Here is an 18295-nt window from a genome sequence, read left to right as displayed (position 1 = left end):
TATTTAACCTTTATAAGTAATATGAGAAATGCGACTGCTATCATCAATCTGATTATTAGCTTTTGGCAATATCATTAAATCAGCATCAGATTCCCTTTTTAGTTCGATATACCCTTCATTTTGTAAACGTAGTAAGGCAAAAGCAGTAGAGTTAGATAAATAATTAGGTTGGCGGCGACCAATATTTGCTTCTATTGTTTCTCGAAAGTGTCCAGTTTCAAAAATAGGGCATTTCTTAGCTAGGCGATCGATAAATTCTCTTGCCAAAACTTTTTCATCTGACTTTTGAAATAAGTATCTAAGATTGCGTTTTAGATAGATAGTTGGATCGGGAACAAGTATTCTTTTTCTCTCTAACGCATGACCCCAAAGTAAACCCATATAACCCATCCAGTCATCCATTTGACCATACAGAGTGTTGTTAGTCATTTTTAATAACTCTCCAACCTTTTGTTCGGCAACTTTTTGTTCTACCGCTTCCCATGTTCTAGGTGGATCGTAAACATTTTGAGATAAATACCAAGCACAAACTAATCCAAAGTCATATTCATCTTCATTATCGGAAGCAAAAAAGAGGTCTGCTAAAGTATTAGGTAATAATTCATCACCAGTTTTAGGATTTCTTGCTTCTGCAGATAAATTAGGGTTAATAACAATCTCGGTATAGTCTTCATTCTCCTCTTTTATTAACAGACCGCATTTAAAACACTCCCTAAGGGAGGCATCAAACATAGGTCTTGGTGAAGGTTTATCTTTTACTAATTCATCAGGAGAGATGATTTTTGCTAAAACTTCTCTTTTTTCTCTTTGACCTTTGGCGTGTAGCAAGTATCGATAAATTCCTCTAAATCTACTAGGAATTGCAAAAGGTTCTTTTAACACACTCATAAACCAATTTCCTTACAAAAAACTTCAATACGAAAACTTCGTCCATTAAATACATCAATTAGTTTTCGGTCATCTCGATTAGGATCTGGGGTATCGTTAGGGAGTAGAATAATGCGGTAAGATGAGCGATCGCTTTGACATAAATAACTTTGAGGAATACTAACTGCTGGCGGATGCAAGATTAACGTAGGGATAGCAGGCATTTTAATAGGTTGATAATTATCAAATAAAAAAATAGAATTTTCTCGAAATTGGTTAATAACTTCTTTTACAGATTCTTTGCCATTATCTGAAAACACAATATTATTAATTCCTTGCTGTATCAGCCATTCAATAATTTGTGATTGATTTGTTCTCCACTGTTTTGCTTCCAGATAATTATAAAAAACTAACATTAACTTCTCTCCAGCAAACAACCGTTTTAGCTGTTCTCCTAGAGCAAAATGAGGACTTCCCCAAATAGGTAAAGGTGAAGGCATAACTTCGGAAAAAGATGCAACTTTTTGCTGACGACAAAAAGGACATCCACCACAAGCACGAGATACTTTAACGCTTTTTCTAGGAGTATGTTTTGCTCTTGCAGGAATGGCGTATGCTTGCTCAAAAATTTCTGCAAAACAACGATTAGGTCTTTGTGATGCTTCTTTCATCAAGCTCAAATTTTGATAATTGAGCGCTTGGCGGCGTTGGCGGATATGTTCAACTTTTAATTCCCAAGTATCTGGGTTGAGGTGATATTCATCCAAGGTACGAATAATGCGAGAATTATAGGCGTGTTGATAGTCTGCTTCTGATGTAAAACTACTTCTGTGTAGTGGGTTTTCCCAGTCAATTGCAATTAAACCTGCTTGACTCATTAAAGTGAGCGTTCTACTATTCCATGCACGATTTTGTTGGCTGTCCATGTCAATGTCTTCAGGCAACATCGAAGGAGGAATATCAATAGAAACGCGATAACAACCATTACTTAATACCTGCTTGCGCTCGAACATACTTCGCCATCTTTGCAGCCCTCGCTCGATAGTAATAGTAGATTTTTCGTTTAAATGTTGGGCAATTTTATAGTCATCGTCGGTATATAAAGTTAGAGAAATAGCTGCTTTTCCATCTCGCCCTACACGCCCCACTTCTTGATAAAAACGGTCGATAGTTTCGGGGATACAAACATGAATAACAGCGCGGACATCGCCACGATCTACTCCTAATCCAAAAGCAGAAGTTGCTACCACAATATCGATTTTCCTCTCGCACCAGTCGCTAATGAGTTGCTTGCGTTCCTCTGGTGTTGATTTTCCCGTCATTACCCCATAGCGGCTAAAACCTGCTTGCTGCAATTCATCCGCCCACCGTGATACATCTTCCCGTGTGGAAGCGTAGATAATTAGCGGGCGTGGTAAATGATGAACTGCTTCTAAAAGTCTTTCTCTCCGGACGTTTTCATTGGCACACTTAGCAAACCAGTAAGACGGTTCGGGACGTAACTGCACCGCCGAAATTACTTGAAATTCTCCAGGCTGCCCAAAGAAAGTTTCTAGAGTCTGCAAACAAGACTCTGTTAAGGTAGCGGTGAGTAAGAGTGTGTTAAACGATGTACGGCGCAGTAAATCCTGGCGTAATCCTGGCATTTCCTGAAAAGCTGGTCTAAATCCCTCTCCCCACTGCTCGACCATGTGGGCTTCATCAATGACAAAATAACGCAATAATCCTAAATCGGCAGCTTGATAGAGAGAAGGACTTAGAGATTGAATTAGACTTTCAGGAGACGTAAAGACAATACGCTGAGTCCCTTGACGAATGCGTTGGCGAATTGCGTTGCGTCTTTGTTGCCCCGATGTCGATTCATCCCCATAGTAGGCAGTAGGATGAATGATAAAAGGTTGCAATGCTCGTTCTTGATCCAACGCTAAAGCTGTAGTAGGCACAACCACCACACTTACACCAGTTGTTTGCGACTTAAGCAGGGCGGGTAATTGAGCGCAAAGACTTTTTCCCGAACCTGTAGGTAAGTTAATTACTAAAGTTGACTTTTCTGGTGCGGTCAAAACTGCTCGAATTGCTTCTCTTTGTCCAGCGCTGCGGTAAGAGTCCCTTGCTACTAAAGCTAGAAAAGGATCGCCAGGAACGCAAGGATAATTCCGACGGGGCTTTTCTGCAAAGGCGAGTTGTTCGGGAAGATAGCGATCGCCTAAATCTAACCATTCTGGTCGCCAAGGACGGGCGCAAAGCAAAAAATGGTCTGTTTTTTCGTCTAAAATATCGATGCCGCAACGCAGCCAAGTTTCGCGTTCGCTAGGATAGGGAAAACGCCGAGGAATGCTAAGGCTTTGGGGGATTCCGCCTTGTAAGTCTTCGTCTTCTCGACGCAAAACATGACGAATTAAGCCTGCTATTTCCTCCATTCCAGACTGATTAGGACTGCCAACTGCTTTTAAAGCGTTCAGTAAGTTTTGGTGACAAGCTTCGGGGAAGTCATGGGAATTAACTGCTAAAAAATTGCCGTAGTTGCCACTTTGAATAATGCTTTTGAGGCGATCGAAAGCGTCAGTCATCACTTACCCCTTCTTGTTGCGGTTGAACGGGAGTTCGCCCAGAGAGGATAATAAAGCCAACAGAATCAGGCTTAAGGCAAGGAACTCGAATTCCAGCTAATAAAGCTTGGTTTAAAGCTATTTCTAACTTCAGTTCGTTGGTTGATTTGGGTTGGGAAAGTTGGTTGAGACGTAATTTTTGCTGATGCAGGCGATATGCTAGTTTTTTCGCGGCACGATCGCTTTGTTGTTGACACAGTTCGATAAAAGATGAGCGATCGCGCAATAAGGTTTCTGAGATATTTCGCGCTTGATGACACACATTCGCCCATTGACTTGGCTCGATAAATTGGTCGAGAATAGACAAACGATTTTTAGCTAAGTTGTAGTCCCTAATTTGATGCTTTTTTCCTACATAGGGGCGCTGGAGAATCTTCAGCAAGTTTTCATCTTCCACTCGTTCTAAGTGGACATCTAAGAAAATTGTTTCTAATATGGGCGGAAATAAAGCATCTGAACGCCGTTTCAGGGCTTTTTGATTAAATTTGACATTAGCTGCTTCAATAACTTGCTCTACCTTGGTTAGATCGGCTTCAACTAGATAATCAAACTGAAATCCTATCCATTCGCCGCCCTCGTTTGTATCCCAAGATTCATCTTGTCGCCACATCGCAAATGCTTTGCCGCGATCGTCCCAGTGCAGATATGAGGTTAATGTATCGGTCAATCCTTCGCCAATACGATAGAGATTAACGCCACAATACCGATTTGCTAATCGGCGATCGTATGTTCCTTGTTGTTTGGCATGAGGTGCAAATCGATCTATAAGGTCGCCAGCGGGAATTAACGTTCTTTGAGTTGGTTCGTAATTGCAGACATATTTCAAATTAACATCATAATTTTTGCGAAATCCTAAAGCACTACAAAGCCATGCTTCTGTCGCTCGTTCGATATCTTGATGCTTGGCATCATAGTTATCTAAATTCTCAAAATAACGAGCAGCATCTTCTTCTAAAGCATCGATTTCATCTAAAGCATTTTGTTCGTTAATTTTTACTTGTTCTGCTTCAATTTCTGCTCGAATAGTCTCAATAATATCTAAAAGTTCGTAACTTCCCGATTGAAACAGCAATTTTTCTAAGTCGATAATTTTTTTATCTACATAAAACTGCAAGCTAGCAATAGAACGCTCGAAAATGCCAAAACCATCTTTTAGTAACTGATACCAAGCATTTTGAACGCTGTCTGGTAAATCTACACCTGCCAATAACCAAGACTCGCTCGCCATTTTGCCGCCAATTCTATCAATTCTTCCCAGCCTTTGTTCGAGTTGATTGGGCGACCAAGGGAGGTCAAAATGAATTAAACCATCAACAAACTGTAAATTTCGCCCTTCTTCTCCAGAAGAGTCACAAACTAATAGAAAACAGTGCGGATCGTGCCTGAATTTTTGAATATTTTTTTCAACAATTTCTCTTGAATCTACTCGGCAATGTCTAGCTACATTTTGTTGACTCAACATCTCTACCAAGCTTTGAAAAACCTTTGTGCAAGTTTGCGTAAAACTGGTAAAGATAACAAGTTTGGGGAATTTGTCGGTAGAAAAGGGGCGACGAACTCTGTGCTGGACGCTTACTTGTAGTTGTGAGAAAGATTGCAGCTTCAGGACTTCGGCGAGATGATGCAAAATAATAGTTGTTAGTAATTCCAGGCGATCGCCTTTTGCTGACGGAGTTTGGATAATTTTGAGCAGAGATTGTAAAATCTCTTGTTCTCCCGCAAATTTGGGTATTTGCGTCAAAAGTTGGACATCATCAACTCCAAATTCTTGAGTTAGTTCCGAAGGCGCTACGCCGTTCAAACGGGCTACTATAACTTGGCGGAAAATTTCTAACCAAGTGTTACTAGCTCGGAACAAAAGCAGAAAAATCCTGCTATAGTTTTCAGAAGGTGCAACAGTACGCCACTCATCTAAAAGTTCGTGAATTTGGGCAGAACGGTCATCTAAATCGTATTTAGCTTCTGGAATCGCATTTCGAGCAAAAATCGCATCTTCACTGGCGGCGCGGCTGTTACGCAGCATCCGGCGATGCAGGCGGTAAGTGTCGCTGATATGAGTCCTAATTGCACCAACTAATCTATCTCGTTCTGTAATAGATGCGGCTTGATTTCCTAAGCAGTTCTGCAATTTGTTAGTTAGGTTTAACAGATAAGTGTCTTCACTAAACAGGTTTTGTAATTGCTTGCTTTTCGTTTTGAGAACAAAGGGATTTGCACCTTCTTTAAATGCCAGCAAAATATGTCCAATTTCTTGCCGAGTTTTTACCCTGCGCCGGAAACCTGCTAGATCGTCGAGTTGATAATTAATCGGATCGAGCAAGTGTAACATCGTGAGAAAGTCTTGCTCGTGGTTGAGAACAGGGGTAGCAGAAAGCACAAGTAAGCGATCGCATTGATGGGCTAATTGTTTAATCGTCGCAAAACATTGTTTCTGTAACGGATCTGTCGATGCAGACATTGCTGCAATATGATGGGCTTCATCTAAGATCGAAAAGCCAAAAGCACGAGTTTGGTGTTGAATTTTCCGCCAGTCTTCAACTGCTAGTAACTCAACGCGCTGGGCAAAATGGGAAATGTAAAATTTATCTTCTAACTCACGCGCCCATTGGGCTACAAGATACTGAGGAACTAAAATTAATGCTTTTTGCTGGGGTTCATCAAGGAGAAATTGACGCAAAATCGCTCCAGCCTCAATAGTTTTACCCAATCCCACTTCATCCGCTAGTAAATAGCGCTGGATCGGGTCTTCTAGAACGCGACGCACGACTTCAACTTGATGGGGGTACAGTTCAACGTTGGCGGACAGCAACCCCGTGATTCCGCGACTAATAGCACGTTGTTCGATTAAGCATTTAACTAGGCGCGAACGGCGATTGTAGAAATAGGGAGTTTCTTGTCCTTTCATCGCTAAAATGTCGATGGGGTCGTCAATTGGTAACTGACACCGGATAAAAATCTCTGCTTCTGTAGCTAAGATGGTTTTACTGTCAGGTAGAGCGATCTCATATTTTTGACAGTCTTCATCCCAATGAGAAATTCTCCCAATCACCCAAGTTGCTTCTGCTTCGAGATATATGTAGCAACGGGTCTGTCTTTGTAGTTTTACCTTACGCAGGGAAGGGCGGGGGAGCGTTTTAGTAATGCGCCGCCCCACAGAATAAAAATATTCAACAGTTCCCTCTAAGGCTGTCAGGGCGGTTAGTTTGCCAATTCCTAGAGTATTATCAGTGGAACGCACTAGGAAACCCAGTGTCATAATAAATCTCTCAGTTGTTAGTTGTCCTCTTTTACTTAGAGTTCCCTAGCTAGTACGAAAGCTAACGCCACTGAGGCAATTTTTTTGTTTAAGATAGAAAAGTAGCGTTAGCTACCTCTTGCAAGGCGTTTCGGTGTCCGAACCTCTGGTAGTCGTAGCGAGCATCCCACCAAAGCCAGCCAGTTGAATCAGCCCATACTTGATGTTTTTTTAAGACTTCTAGGCGAGTTAGCGCTAACCCGCCTAAAACAAAGTTAGGTCTACTCCAAGTTAAAAGTTCATCCAATTCTTGAGGAGACAAACCGAACTTTAAGCCAGTTTTCCTAGTACAGTCGGCTTTGAGCAAACCACCTAAAGCAATATACTTGTAGCCAATATTGCGGTATTCGCTAATTAAAGGAGCAAGAAAGCTACAGGGTGATTTGTAATGAAGTGGTAATGAGTCTATTTGCGGGACTAATTTTTCTTGCCAGTTGTATAGAGGACTTCCTACTTGAACTACTCCAATGAGAGTGTAAGTTCTAGATTTACGCAAGTATTCTTCCCAACAGAGTCGCGCTAAATGTAAAGATAATAATGGCTCTGCGATCGCATCTGGAGCAAAAATATAGTCAGGACTGAATTTATCGCAACGAGCTAGGTAGTTTTGTATTCTTTGTCTTAAGTGTTGTTCCGATGCTAAACGGTACTCATGCGTCCAACGTTCATTTTTGTACTCACAATCAAGCTGAGTATACCAGGGATAGTTTTTATTATTAAACACTCCACTATCTATAAAGAAAGGCTTATTCAGTTTGCGAATATTAATTAGAAGTTTATTGTAACAAGAAATAGGAGCAAGAACACCATAATCTCCCTCTACATTACTTATTTTTTTCAATAGACCAGTCCAGTCTAATGAAAATACAGGAAGAAACTTTTGATCCATAAACTTTTAAATAAAATATACAGAATAATTTTAACCATCTGCTAATAAATCTTTAAATCGCTTATAGAATATATGTGTATTATGAAATCCTCTGCGGCGATTGCGATCGTTACCTCGAAAAATTATAACTTCAACGCCAATTTCTTGGCAAATAGGACAATTGCAATCTTTCCAGGGTTTATCTTCTAAAAGCTTTTTATACATTTGAGTATGTTTAGAAGTACGTCTTCTTTGTTCTAGCGAATTTACTATGCCATTACGAGGTAATTCTAGTAACTCGTCGTAAGCTGTAAGTGCTGCTAAAGTATCTTCTAAACTTGCTTTGCCTTTATCGAAACTTCTTAGAAATGAAAGTGCATTTTGTTCTAATAATTGCAGAGTTAACTTGTCTGCAACACCTGCGTTAATTATCTGTTTAATTCTTATTCCAGAATCATCAACTTTTGGAATACGAACAGCCGCATAAGTATTGCCCTTTATACTGTGATAATTAGCTACTGGATCTAACCAGGCTTTACGTAGAGGGCTAGCAGAGTCGAAGCTATTTACTCCTAAATGGCGAAATATTGGAATAGCATTTAGTCTTCCTACTCCAAATAAATGTATTCTCGTATTTGAATTTATATATGGATAAATTGCTTGCAAAATTTGGATGATTTCAGTAGTTCTTGCTCTCGCCAAACCTCCTAAAGCAATATAATCATACCCCATTTCAATGTATGCTTTTACTGCTTTAGAATATGATTCAGGATTCCAGCCTTGAACGGCTCCAATAGGAGTAAAATCATATTGTCCTCTAGAATGCTTTTGAATAAAATCCTCAGCGTTATTAATTGTTATTTGATAACGTTTTTCTCTAAGTCCTGGTTGTGCAAATAAGCCAACGATTAAGTGATCTATACTTACGCCATAGTTAAAACCACACGAGCTATAATATTCTAAAATTTCTTCAGTTGTGTATGGGGGAGTGTCTTCTTTTATGTATCCGAAAGCACCACAATCTCCCATCATCGTTCCCTGGTAACGAATAAATTTATGTATTCCTTCTTTTAATATCCTAAGTTTCTTAGTTTTTCCCTTGTCAAAAACTATTTTAGATACTAATATCCCATCGTAATTAGGCGGTGAAAATATTTGATGAGCGTAAATTTCATCATTGTAAGAGTTTTTATTAGGTGTTTTTATATCATCTAAAAATTCATATTTAGGATCTATGCGGTCGTCCCATTCAGGAATAAAATATTTCATTCCTAAATGATAGTTGAGGGCTGGTTGAATATTAGGAATAGGTACTATATTATCTGTTTCCGAACGTCCAAATCTTTGAGTGAATATAATTGGCAACTCTGACCTTGGAATTACAAGTTGCCTAAACAAATCTGGTTGTTCGTAAACTTTTTGGAGAAGATGAAATTTCTGAACGACTGCTAAAGCAAATTGCTTGAACAAAAAACCTTTTAATCCTACTAAGCTATAACTGAATTTCTTTGCTTCTGTATTAGAAAGAGGTAAGATAAAGCATTTGCTTGTTACGCCTTGGATATAGTTAGAGCTAGCGGAGGAAGTTAAAAATATTAAGCTTTGTTTGTCGCAGGTATTTATGGGAAATTGGATAGAACGTAAATAGTTTTTCCCTAACATAATAAAGATGAGATCGTACTTAGCGATCGCTCTTTCAAAATCTTCATGAATTTTTAGAAAACTTGCCCATTTATCTATATCGCTAGCTTTCATAGTATTGAAGCTTACTTCATAAGGCACGATTATTTGATGTTCTGGAATGAGTCCATATCCTGCTGAAAGAATCATCACGTCTACTACTTCTGTTCCAAAAGCTTGACGTAATGCGTTCACTCCTGCCATCATTGTGCAGTGCTGCATTCCTATATACATATCAGCCGCAGAACATTTTGCTGAAGCTAATTCTGCTTCTCTTAAAGCTAGTAAATCTGAATCTTGAAAATCTACTATAGATAGTTGGTTAAATGCCTTAAATTTTTTCTTTCCCGTACAGGAGGTAATAACTAATGTACGCAATTTATTCATATTGTTTTAGCGAACAGATAATTGCAAAATCATTAAACAATGAACTTAAATTTTAACTAATTATACAAGCGAACTTAAACTAATATAGTTGTTAACAGTAAATGTTTTCATTTGTTTTAAGTGCAAATTGCGCGTTTAACGATGAGATTGCAAACTAATAAAGAGCAAATTTGCAATTCAGTTATTGATTTTGAAGTGATAGCAGTTTATATATTTTGATGTAGATAATTTATCTTAAGGATAGACAAAATAGATAAGAAGATAAAAAACTTATTTATAGCGATCGCATGGACGAGCATCACCTGCTAAATATTGCCACATCTTACTTAAAATCGGCAGTTTTTCCCGAATCTGCTGAAATCGATCGCTCTCCTCAAGCCCTCCAGAATGCCTTAAATGGGCTTGGAGAACTTGGTTTGCTAGCTTTGCAGGTTCCTTCAGTTTGGGGTGGATTAGCTGCTAGTGCAGAGACATATTACAACTTTCAGCAATTAGTAGCTAGATACTCTGGAGCATTAGCATTTCTGCAAACTCAACATCAAAGTGCAGCAGGAATGCTAGTTCGTAGTCAAAATCAGTCTTTGCAGCAGGAGTATTTACCTCATCTAAGTAACGGTAATATTCTTTTGGGCGTGGGATTTTCTCATCTGCGGCGGCGGGGAGAAGCAATAGTTAAAGCAACTCCTGTTGATGATGGCTATAGGCTTAACGGTACTGTACCCTGGATAACAGGCTTTGGCATATTTCAAGAATTTATTGCTGCTGCTACCTTAAGCGACGATCGCGCTGTATTTGGCTTAGTACCATTTGTAAATAGCGATCGCGATGCAGGCAAAATTACGTTTAGCGAAGTTTTACCTCTAGCAGCAATGACTTCCACCAACACTGTCACTGCTAGGCTAGATAACTGGTTGCTAAAGTGCGATCGCCTTGTCTCTATAAAGCCGCCTAGCTGGATTCATGATAATGACAAGCAAAACGTCCTCAAGGCAACTGCATTAGCTTTAGGCTGTGCGCTAGCTAGTCTCGACGTTATCCAGGCTACTTATTCAAATAAACAACTAGCCTTCATTCATCTAGCTTTAGAAAAACTGCATCTAGAATTATCTCAATGTCGTGCAGCTATAGACAAAGCTGCTAACGAATCTTATCAGACAAAACTGAAACTAAGAGCTTGGGCAATCGACTTAGCTGTAAGATGCGCTCATTGTGCGATCGCTGTCTCTAGCGGTGCGGCAAATCACAACCATCACCCAGCACAGCGAATTTACCGCGAAGCTTTAGTCTACACTGTATCAGGGCAATCTACCGACTTAATGGCAGCTACGCTCAATCGATTGATAGATTCAAAGTAAATGTCATCCTGCCAAGATCGTCTTTTGCTATTTCCGTTACTGCTTGGACTCCAATATCCCACTCATTTCCAGGCTTATCTAATTAAAAACTGTTCGCAAATTGCGAACAGTTTTTTAAAGTAGACAACGACATGAAATAGTAAAGATGCGTGCAACTACAGGATAAGTGGACGTACCCCGACTCGAACGGGGGACCTCTACGATGTCAACGTAGCGCTCTAACCAACTGAGCTATACGTCCAAGGATCTCTAAAGATAGCATATATCTAAGCTAAAGAGCAAATAAGCGATCGCTACCATGATAGAAAGCGATCGCCTTCTCTCAAGTAGACTTACCGATAAACTGGCATTTTATTGGCTTGCAAACGCTGCATATAATCTTGCAAAGCTGTGGCAACTTTTCCTGATAGGAGAAAACAGCCTAAAAGGTTGGGAAAAGCCATGCTTAAAATCATCATGTCTCCGAAATTAAGCACCGATTGCAAGTTCACCACCGAACCTACAAATACACCGATAACAAACGAGACTTGAAAAACCCTCAACGTCCGTTCGCCAAACAAATAAGCCCAAGCCCTTTCGCCATAATAGCCCCAGGAAATAATTGTCGAGAAGGCGAACAAAAACACTGCCAATGACAGCAAAAAAGGAAACCAAGAAATACCAGTAGCGAAGGCATCGAAAGTCATGCCAATCCCATCTAGCTGAGAATTTCTATATACTCCAGTAATGACAATGACTAGCGCTGTAATATTGCTCACTACTATCGTGTCAATAAAAGGTTCGAGCAAAGCAACAACTCCCTCTCTTACAGGTTCGTCAGTACGCGCTGCTGAGTGAGCAATAGGCGCAGAACCGACACCAGCCTCGTTGTCAAAAGCTGCTCTTCTTACACCTTGCACCAGTACGCCCACAAAACCGCCGCCGACTGCTGTAGGCGTAAAAGCTTCCTGGATAATTGTCGCGATCGCCGCCGGAATTTCAGCAATATTGCCGAAAATAATCCACAATGCTGCTACAAAGTAGCTAAAACACATTGCAGGTACGAGAATCTCGGCTACGGCTCCAATCCGGCGAATACCACCAATAATTACTACCCCAACTAGGCAAGCAAGAATAATTCCGTAAAGCCAGCTACGTTCTTGAAACCAAGGTAATACTTGAGCAACGCCGACAAAAGATTGATTTGCCTGAAACATATTGCCACCCCCAAATGCCCCACCAACACAAAAAACGGCAAACATCCCAGCTAAGATTTTCCCTAATGGGCGCAAACCTTTTTCGGCTAAACCGCGCGATAGGTAGTGCATAGGTCCGCCACACAGCGAACCATCTGGTCGATTGACTCTGTACATTTGAGCCAAGGTACATTCAGCAAACTTGCTCGACATCCCCAAAAACCCTACTATCGTCATCCAGAATACAACACCTGGACCTCCCAATTGGATCGCGATCGCTACTCCAGCAATATTTCCCAATCCTACTGTGGCTGAAAGCGCTGCTGATAGTGCTTGAAAATGAGTAACTTCTCCTGGTTCGTGCGGATTATCGTAATGTCCGCGCACGACATTTATAGCGTGTGGAAAGGCACGAATATTGATAAATTTCATCCGCAATGTGAAAAAAATTGCCCCTGCGAGTAGCCACAATACTACTAGAGGCATACCACCAATACTTAAGAAAATAACTTTTTCTAATGCCGATACAACTGTTGCAAATGTTGCATCAATTGTAGTCAAAAAGTCAACTGGTACAGCATTTTGTGCCGCTACGGCTGTTGCTGGCACGCTTGTAAACAGAGCAACTAAGAGCCAAAAGCGTTTCATCTTTTTATGATTGCTAAGATTTTCTAAAAGTAAGATTTTCTCGAATAACAATACTGTTAAAAAGGAAACATTTTAATGCTAATTTTGAAAAATCTACTATCTAGCCTAGTCCGGTTGATAGATCGTTATTTTCTAGCTAAATAGTTAGAATAAACAAGTATAAATGAAAACATATATTGATGAAAACAGCATTAATTACTGGGGCTTCTGCTGGAATTGGCGAAAACTTCGCTCAAGAACTAGCCAAGCAGCAAATGAATTTAGTCTTAGTAGCGCGTTCGGAGCAAAAACTGCAATCTTTAGCGCAAGAATTGCGATCGCGCTATAACATTCAAGTAGATACTATAATTCAAGACTTGACTGCCCCAAATGCCGCAAAAACTGTATTTGATACAGTAAATCAAAAAGGAATAACCATTGATTTATTAATTAATAATGCTGGTTTTGGTGGTTACGGTGATTTTGTCGAACAGGATGGAGAAAAGCAAGTAAAGATAGTTCAATTGAACGTATTAGCTTTAGTAGACTTAACTCATCACTTTTTACCAGGAATGCGCGATCGCCGTTCTGGAGCGATAATTAATTTAGCATCAACTGCTGGCTTTCAACCAATGCCTTATTTTTCTGTTTATGCTGCTAGTAAAGCTTTTGTTTTGAGTTTTAGCGAAGCCTTGTGGGCAGAGAACCAGAGATATAATGTTAAAGTCCTTGCAGTTTGCCCAGGACCAACTGATACAAGTTTCTTTCAAGATGCAAAGTTTCCTGAGTTTTTGGCAAAGGTAGCTCAGGCAAATAATACTTCCAAAGAAGTAGTTGTACGCGAGTCATTACAAGCTTTAGACAACAATCAATCGACTGTTGTACCTGGCGATATTAGAAATCATTTAGTTGCTAATATTCATCGTTTCTTACCCAGAGAAGCGCTAACCAATTTATGGAAAACTATTCTTGGTAGTGGAATAGATAAAAAATAAATTACGAAACGTAGGGTGCGGTTTACAGACCGCACCCTACAATTGTGCATAGAAACTTATTTAGGAAATTGATAAGGTAATATTGTCGTGTCGAGATGTTTGACAATTTGCTGAGGGTTGCCAATTACTACTACATTTTCTGGAACCGCCTGGCGAACAATTGTGCCTAGTCCAACTACAGAATTTTTACCAATAGTTACACCTTTTAAAACTGCACTTCTGCTACCAATCCAGGCATTTTCGCTTATATAAATTGGCTTTGTTCTTACTTGTGCTTTCGGGTTCCAACGATTTACTTCTATACTATGAGCGTCCGAATCCATAATTAGAGCGTCGCTCACCATACATAGCTTTTCTAATTCTATAGAGTTCTCGGCTACCATTTTTGTGCCATTCAAGTAGCACTGATTGCCTATAGTAATGAATCCAGAATTGCCTTTTGATGTGATGCTGTTTGGTGCATCGTAATAATTGGCGAAGTAACAATCATTGCCAATTTTTATTGTTCCTTTTCCTTCTACTACTATAACTGAACCAGATATCTGACAGTGGTTGCCAATCGATACACAAGCAGATACATCTTGAGTAACAATTTTGTTGGGGAATTGTTTAGTCCCTACAAAACGAGAGTAATCACCAATAACTACTTTTCCTTTCCCTGTTATCGAGAATTTCCCTCGAATCTTCACTCCCTTACCAAACTTTACGTCAGGATATTGCCAGCGATATCTAAGTAAGGTAATTCTTGAAATAATTACTTCTATTAGCTCAAGTACAGATTTATTTTTAGCTCTTTGCACAAATCTATCAATAAATGAGCTATTTAGAAAATCAATACTAGAATTTGTCATGATTATTTAATAAAAATAAACACCTGTATCATACAATAACTAATTGAATAGAATTAGTTATTTTTATAGATCGATCCAACATATTTATCTTTATTTGAGTATTAGAAGCCTGTATTTTTTACCAGGTTATTCGAGTTTGATAAAATGGAAATAAGTTAGCAGTAATAACCTTAGATAAAAGTATTAGTTTTAACCTGCGTGAATGAAATAAAGATTCATCTGTTCTTAGATAATGTAATAGCACTTTTGCTGCCTTCAATCCTCTTTGCGATCGCACAGAATCTTGTAGAGCTTTATCCATCAAAAATTTATAGATAAAACCCAAAGTTTCTTTCTTGCGGTGCTGCAAAGCCTTTGGCGCTTGACTATAAGCTCGTTCGAGAACTTGCAAAGAGGCTACTTCCATTTTAGAAATATTTGCAGACATAGAATAGGGAGATATCCTATATAGAACTTGAGGACGGGGAACAACAACAAATTCATGACCTGGAGCTAGTCGCAGCCACATATCCCAATCTTCCGCCGAATTTAGAGATTCATCAAACCCTCCTACTTTAGTTAAAGCTTGAGCGCGAATTAAAGTATTAGAGCCACAAACCAAGAAATTACCAATTAAAAGCCGCTCGTAAACGTTACCGTTGCAGGAATTATAGGAGGCTGGTCTTAAAAACTTGCTATTTTCATCAATATGATCGGTCCAACTATATGCAACCGCCGCTTGTGGATTTTGCTGCAAGGCTGCTAATTGCGCTGCTAATTTATCCTTAGTCCAAAGGTCGTCAGCATCCAAAAAAGCAATAAATTCGCCACAAGCTCGAGCGAATCCACGATTGCGACTTGCAGAAAGACCAGCATTTGGATAAGAAAAAACTTTTATTCTTTGGTCTTGAACGCTCTTAACAATAGCTAAAGTCTCATCTTGAGAACCATCATTAATGACAATTATTTCAAAATTTTCATAAGTCTGCTGTAAAACAGATTCAATAGTTTCTTTAATTGTTTTCGCACCGTTATAAACTGGGATAACTACCGAGATCAATGGGGTATATTTATGCATAAAGTTAACCTCAAGTAATTGAACTAACGGCTCTACGGCGACGTAGCAGGATCGTAGCTCCAATCAAGCTACCAGCGCCAACCATTGTCCCCAACTCAGAACCAGGTTCTGGAACTGCCTTAATCGAACCAGTTATCTGCGCCTTGCCAGTGATGGATAAGACATTAGGATCGCTATTAAGCTGGTCTATTTCCAAGAAATCTAGCGTACCTGTAGCGCCCGCAAATAAACCTTCACCGCCTGTAATAGTTAAAGTGCCAGAACCTTGACCAGTAAGGTTTTCGAGATCAAATATAGCGCTAGCAGTAGCACTTCCATACAATTTATTGTCAGTACCTTCTCCTGAAAACGTGATGTAGCCAGGTGGTAGATTTGGTAACCCAAAGGCAAGTGGATCTGTGTTGAATATAAATCCGCCAGTAGTCGGATCGGTTTGAGCGTAAATTAATCCTTCATATTGACTAAGACCATATGGAGCTTCGTCACTTGTCGCTAACTCAATTGACTGGGAAAGACCGTCTCCAATTGGCACAACATCAATTCGGGTGTTGTAGCTACCGCTAAATGGATAGGTAGTCTGAGCGATCGCTTTTACTGCATCAAATCCAAAACTAACTGATGTCAGAATTGCTGTTATCAAACCTATTCTTTCTATACCTATTTTCATTTTTATTCCTTACAATAGTAAAAACTACTAATGCCGACGAGTGCCACCAAAATTAAAATTTGATGGCTCTAAATTTTCTCGTGTAAGAGCGCAATGAAATACCAGAGCATTGCTGTTAGCTATGCTTTGTCTGGGTTAGATATTTCCTTGTGTTGAATTGTATCGCGGCAATCTTTACTGTGCCTTGATGTTTTTTTAGGACTTTTTAACCTTCTATTTGGACTGCTTGCTTTAAACAAGTAGCTTGTAAAGAGTTTTATTATTGATGCCTGAATCTCGATCGCATCTACATATAACGAGTGAGTTGGACGCGGTAACGTTCTTTTTTTGTCACCATAATTTCGCCTACTTCCAAGCGCCCTTTACCGCGAATAGCGATTAAATCACCTGTTTTTACTTGATAGCTAGCTTGAATAATATCTTTCCAATTTACGCGTACGTCGCCAGAGTCAATTAGTTCAGCCATTTTGCTGCGCGACATCCCAAAACCAGCAGAAGCGATCGCATCTAATCGTAAAGAAGCTTCAACTGTAGTTAATTCCTTCTTCTTTGGTTCTCTAATTTTTAATTCGCTTAAATCGATGCGCTGCGTCTTTACAGGTACAGAACGCACTTGTTTGAGTTCCATCTCCAAAAAATCTGCTATTTCTGGAGTGGCGATCGCCTGCGCCCCGCGTTCGCCCAGTACAATAATATCGCCCGTCTTCTCTCTTACAATCCCCGTACCCAACATTGCGCCCAAAAAGTCGCGGTGAGTTGCTGTATCAAAGAGAAAGTTTCCGGCTATTTCTAGCGCCACTAATTCAACTTGAGACTTATCTAAAGGTATTTCTGCACGCGCAATTGCTACTCGTTGGCGTTCTGCTTGTTCGTAACCACCCCAAGCTACTATTTGCACCTCAGTTAAGCGACTGAATGCTTTTTGGAGTTCTGCAAGTTCTGGAGGCGAAAGAAAGTCAGTTAAAACAACTTCCCAAGTCTTGATCGCTTGTTCGGCGCGATCGATGACGCGAACTATACTATCGCGGTTTTCTACACCCTTTAAAATTTCTTCTCTTGGTAACATTCTTGATTGTGTTCTCGGTATCTGTAGACGTAGCATTGCTACGTCTACTACATTCATATATATGGTTTACTGCTGGTCTGGATCGTTATATCCTTGTAAATTCTCTGGTTCAAATTGACGCAATATTTTAGTGGCTTGACGGGTGACGAGTTCGGAGCCTTTTACTACTACTATGTATTTGCCTGCATTGAGGCGGTTGCGGTAGGGTAAAGCGTCGCCGCCGCCGATAACTAAACCAACGCCACCACCTGCAAAGAAACCGCCCATAGCACCAGCACCAGCGCCTAAGAGTGCGCCAATGATTACATTGCCAGTTGAACCCGCCCAAGGAAAGGTATTTAAGCCTGTAAGCAAGTTAAATGCTGCGCCAGCAACAAAGCCAAATGGTACTAGCCAAAAAGATAATAAGCTTGATTGCTTTTTTGCTTCTTGATTGGGATCGATTAACCCAAACTCGTCAGCGCTTTTGTATCCTTTACCCAAAATACTGATACTTGCAGTCGGGATGCCTTCTTTTTCTAGAGTTATGGAAGCTTCTTCGGCTTGAATGCGATCGCGCAACACGGCGACAAGATAATTCATACTTTAAATTTATTTTTCCTCTTTGGCAAAATTGCGCTCTTGAACTGCGCTAGTTATGTTTTGGGTATCTTAGTTTACTTGCTGCTAGCATACCCTAATGAGATAATGCTAAATTAATGCCCTAATTTGGCGCTGAGGTTAGCTTTAATATGGGCATTGCGGGTGTATTTAAAGCTGGTGCTAACTTTGCCTTGGGCGCGAGTGCGATCGCGGT

13 protein-coding genes and 1 tRNA gene are annotated in these 18295 nt (G+C 40.0%); 2 read left to right on the top strand and 12 right to left on the bottom strand.

The annotated features are described in order from the left end of the window. Positions 1 to 3: 3 nt before the first annotated feature. The 5 genes from dpdG to dpdA all read right to left on the bottom strand — a co-directional run bounded on the left by dpdG (position 4) and on the right by dpdA (position 9706). Positions 4 to 888 (bottom strand): protein DpdG, encoded by an 885-nt coding sequence (gene dpdG, locus UH38_RS07020; protein ID WP_045053922.1) that lies wholly within the window; start codon positions 886 to 888, stop codon positions 4 to 6. Continuing rightward, a complete protein-coding gene (gene dpdF, locus UH38_RS24720; RefSeq protein ID WP_052672291.1) occupies positions 885 to 3437 on the bottom strand; it encodes a protein DpdF in 2553 nt (850 codons plus the stop codon). The genes dpdG and dpdF overlap by 4 nt, the downstream gene beginning before the upstream one ends. Then, on the bottom strand, positions 3430 to 6732 hold the full coding sequence (gene dpdE / locus UH38_RS07010) for a protein DpdE (RefSeq protein ID WP_200892328.1): 3303 nt from the start codon (positions 6730 to 6732) through the stop codon (positions 3430 to 3432). Before dpdE ends, dpdF begins: the two co-directional genes overlap by 8 nt. Positions 6733 to 6820: 88 nt before the next feature. Further along, positions 6821 to 7495, bottom strand: coding sequence for a hypothetical protein (locus UH38_RS07005; RefSeq protein ID WP_200892327.1), 675 nt, complete (start codon positions 7493 to 7495; stop codon positions 6821 to 6823). Between the two features lie 195 nt (positions 7496 to 7690). After that, entirely contained in the window at positions 7691 to 9706 is a 2016-nt protein-coding gene (gene dpdA, locus UH38_RS07000) for a tRNA-guanine transglycosylase DpdA (RefSeq protein WP_045053919.1), read from the bottom strand. A gap of 287 nt (positions 9707 to 9993) precedes the next feature. On the opposite strand from dpdA, the gene UH38_RS06995 reads away from it, so the two are divergent. Then, positions 9994 to 11061, top strand: coding sequence for an acyl-CoA dehydrogenase family protein (locus tag UH38_RS06995; protein ID WP_045053918.1), 1068 nt, complete (start codon positions 9994 to 9996; stop codon positions 11059 to 11061). Between the two features lie 167 nt (positions 11062 to 11228). Here UH38_RS06995 and UH38_RS06990 read toward each other — a convergent pair. Next, positions 11229 to 11302, bottom strand: a tRNA-Val gene (locus UH38_RS06990). Between the two features lie 91 nt (positions 11303 to 11393). Continuing rightward, positions 11394 to 12884 (bottom strand): alanine/glycine:cation symporter family protein, encoded by a 1491-nt coding sequence (locus UH38_RS06985; protein ID WP_045053917.1) that lies wholly within the window; start codon positions 12882 to 12884, stop codon positions 11394 to 11396. Positions 12885 to 13063: 179 nt separating this feature from the next. Between UH38_RS06985 and UH38_RS06980 the strand changes: the two genes are divergently transcribed. Continuing rightward, positions 13064 to 13858 carry an SDR family NAD(P)-dependent oxidoreductase gene (locus UH38_RS06980; RefSeq protein WP_045053916.1) on the top strand — a complete coding sequence of 265 codons (795 nt, stop codon included), beginning with the start codon at positions 13064 to 13066 and terminating at the stop codon, positions 13856 to 13858. 56 nt (positions 13859 to 13914) lie between these two features. Here the strand turns inward: UH38_RS06980 and UH38_RS24715 are convergent, their stop codons facing one another. The 5 genes from UH38_RS24715 to UH38_RS06955 form a co-directional block, all read right to left on the bottom strand. Continuing rightward, positions 13915 to 14709 carry an acyltransferase gene (locus UH38_RS24715; RefSeq protein ID WP_052672290.1) on the bottom strand — a complete coding sequence of 265 codons (795 nt, stop codon included), beginning with the start codon at positions 14707 to 14709 and terminating at the stop codon, positions 13915 to 13917. Between the two features lie 118 nt (positions 14710 to 14827). Continuing rightward, entirely contained in the window at positions 14828 to 15766 is a 939-nt protein-coding gene (locus UH38_RS06970) for a glycosyltransferase (protein WP_045053915.1), read from the bottom strand. Positions 15767 to 15776: 10 nt separating this feature from the next. Continuing rightward, entirely contained in the window at positions 15777 to 16433 is a 657-nt protein-coding gene (locus UH38_RS06965; RefSeq protein WP_052672289.1) for a PEP-CTERM sorting domain-containing protein, read from the bottom strand. A gap of 286 nt (positions 16434 to 16719) precedes the next feature. Continuing rightward, complete coding sequence (locus UH38_RS06960) at positions 16720 to 17499, bottom strand: photosystem II S4 domain protein (protein ID WP_045053914.1); 780 nt, start codon at positions 17497 to 17499, stop codon at positions 16720 to 16722. 66 nt (positions 17500 to 17565) lie between these two features. Next, a complete protein-coding gene (locus tag UH38_RS06955) occupies positions 17566 to 18081 on the bottom strand; it encodes a hypothetical protein (RefSeq protein WP_045053913.1) in 516 nt (171 codons plus the stop codon). Positions 18082 to 18295 lie beyond the last annotated feature (214 nt).

Origin of the sequence: Aliterella atlantica CENA595, from assembly GCF_000952155.1 — a bacterium.
In the GTDB taxonomy this organism is placed as follows: domain Bacteria; phylum Cyanobacteriota; class Cyanobacteriia; order Cyanobacteriales; family Chroococcidiopsidaceae; genus Aliterella; species Aliterella atlantica.
Note: the sequence above shows the minus strand (reverse complement) of the source record. Positions and strands in the feature narration are given on the sequence as shown.

Coding starts and splice junctions, on each gene's coding strand:
- dpdG (WP_045053922.1), bottom strand. CDS start 888: ATGAGTGTGTTAAAAGAACCTTTTGCAATTCCTAGTAGATTTAGAGGA.
- UH38_RS06965 (WP_052672289.1), bottom strand. CDS start 16,433: ATGAAAATAGGTATAGAAAGAATAGGTTTGATAACAGCAATTCTGACA.
- dpdF (WP_052672291.1), bottom strand. CDS start 3,437: ATGACTGACGCTTTCGATCGCCTCAAAAGCATTATTCAAAGTGGCAAC.
- UH38_RS24715 (WP_052672290.1), bottom strand. CDS start 14,709: ATGACAAATTCTAGTATTGATTTTCTAAATAGCTCATTTATTGATAGA.
- UH38_RS06985 (WP_045053917.1), bottom strand. CDS start 12,884: ATGAAACGCTTTTGGCTCTTAGTTGCTCTGTTTACAAGCGTGCCAGCA.
- dpdA (WP_045053919.1), bottom strand. CDS start 9,706: ATGAATAAATTGCGTACATTAGTTATTACCTCCTGTACGGGAAAGAAA.
- dpdE (WP_200892328.1), bottom strand. CDS start 6,732: ATGACACTGGGTTTCCTAGTGCGTTCCACTGATAATACTCTAGGAATT.
- UH38_RS06955 (WP_045053913.1), bottom strand. CDS start 18,081: ATGAATTATCTTGTCGCCGTGTTGCGCGATCGCATTCAAGCCGAAGAA.
- UH38_RS06960 (WP_045053914.1), bottom strand. CDS start 17,499: ATGTTACCAAGAGAAGAAATTTTAAAGGGTGTAGAAAACCGCGATAGT.
- UH38_RS06995 (WP_045053918.1), top strand. CDS start 9,994: ATGGACGAGCATCACCTGCTAAATATTGCCACATCTTACTTAAAATCG.
- UH38_RS06980 (WP_045053916.1), top strand. CDS start 13,064: ATGAAAACAGCATTAATTACTGGGGCTTCTGCTGGAATTGGCGAAAAC.
- UH38_RS06970 (WP_045053915.1), bottom strand. CDS start 15,766: ATGCATAAATATACCCCATTGATCTCGGTAGTTATCCCAGTTTATAAC.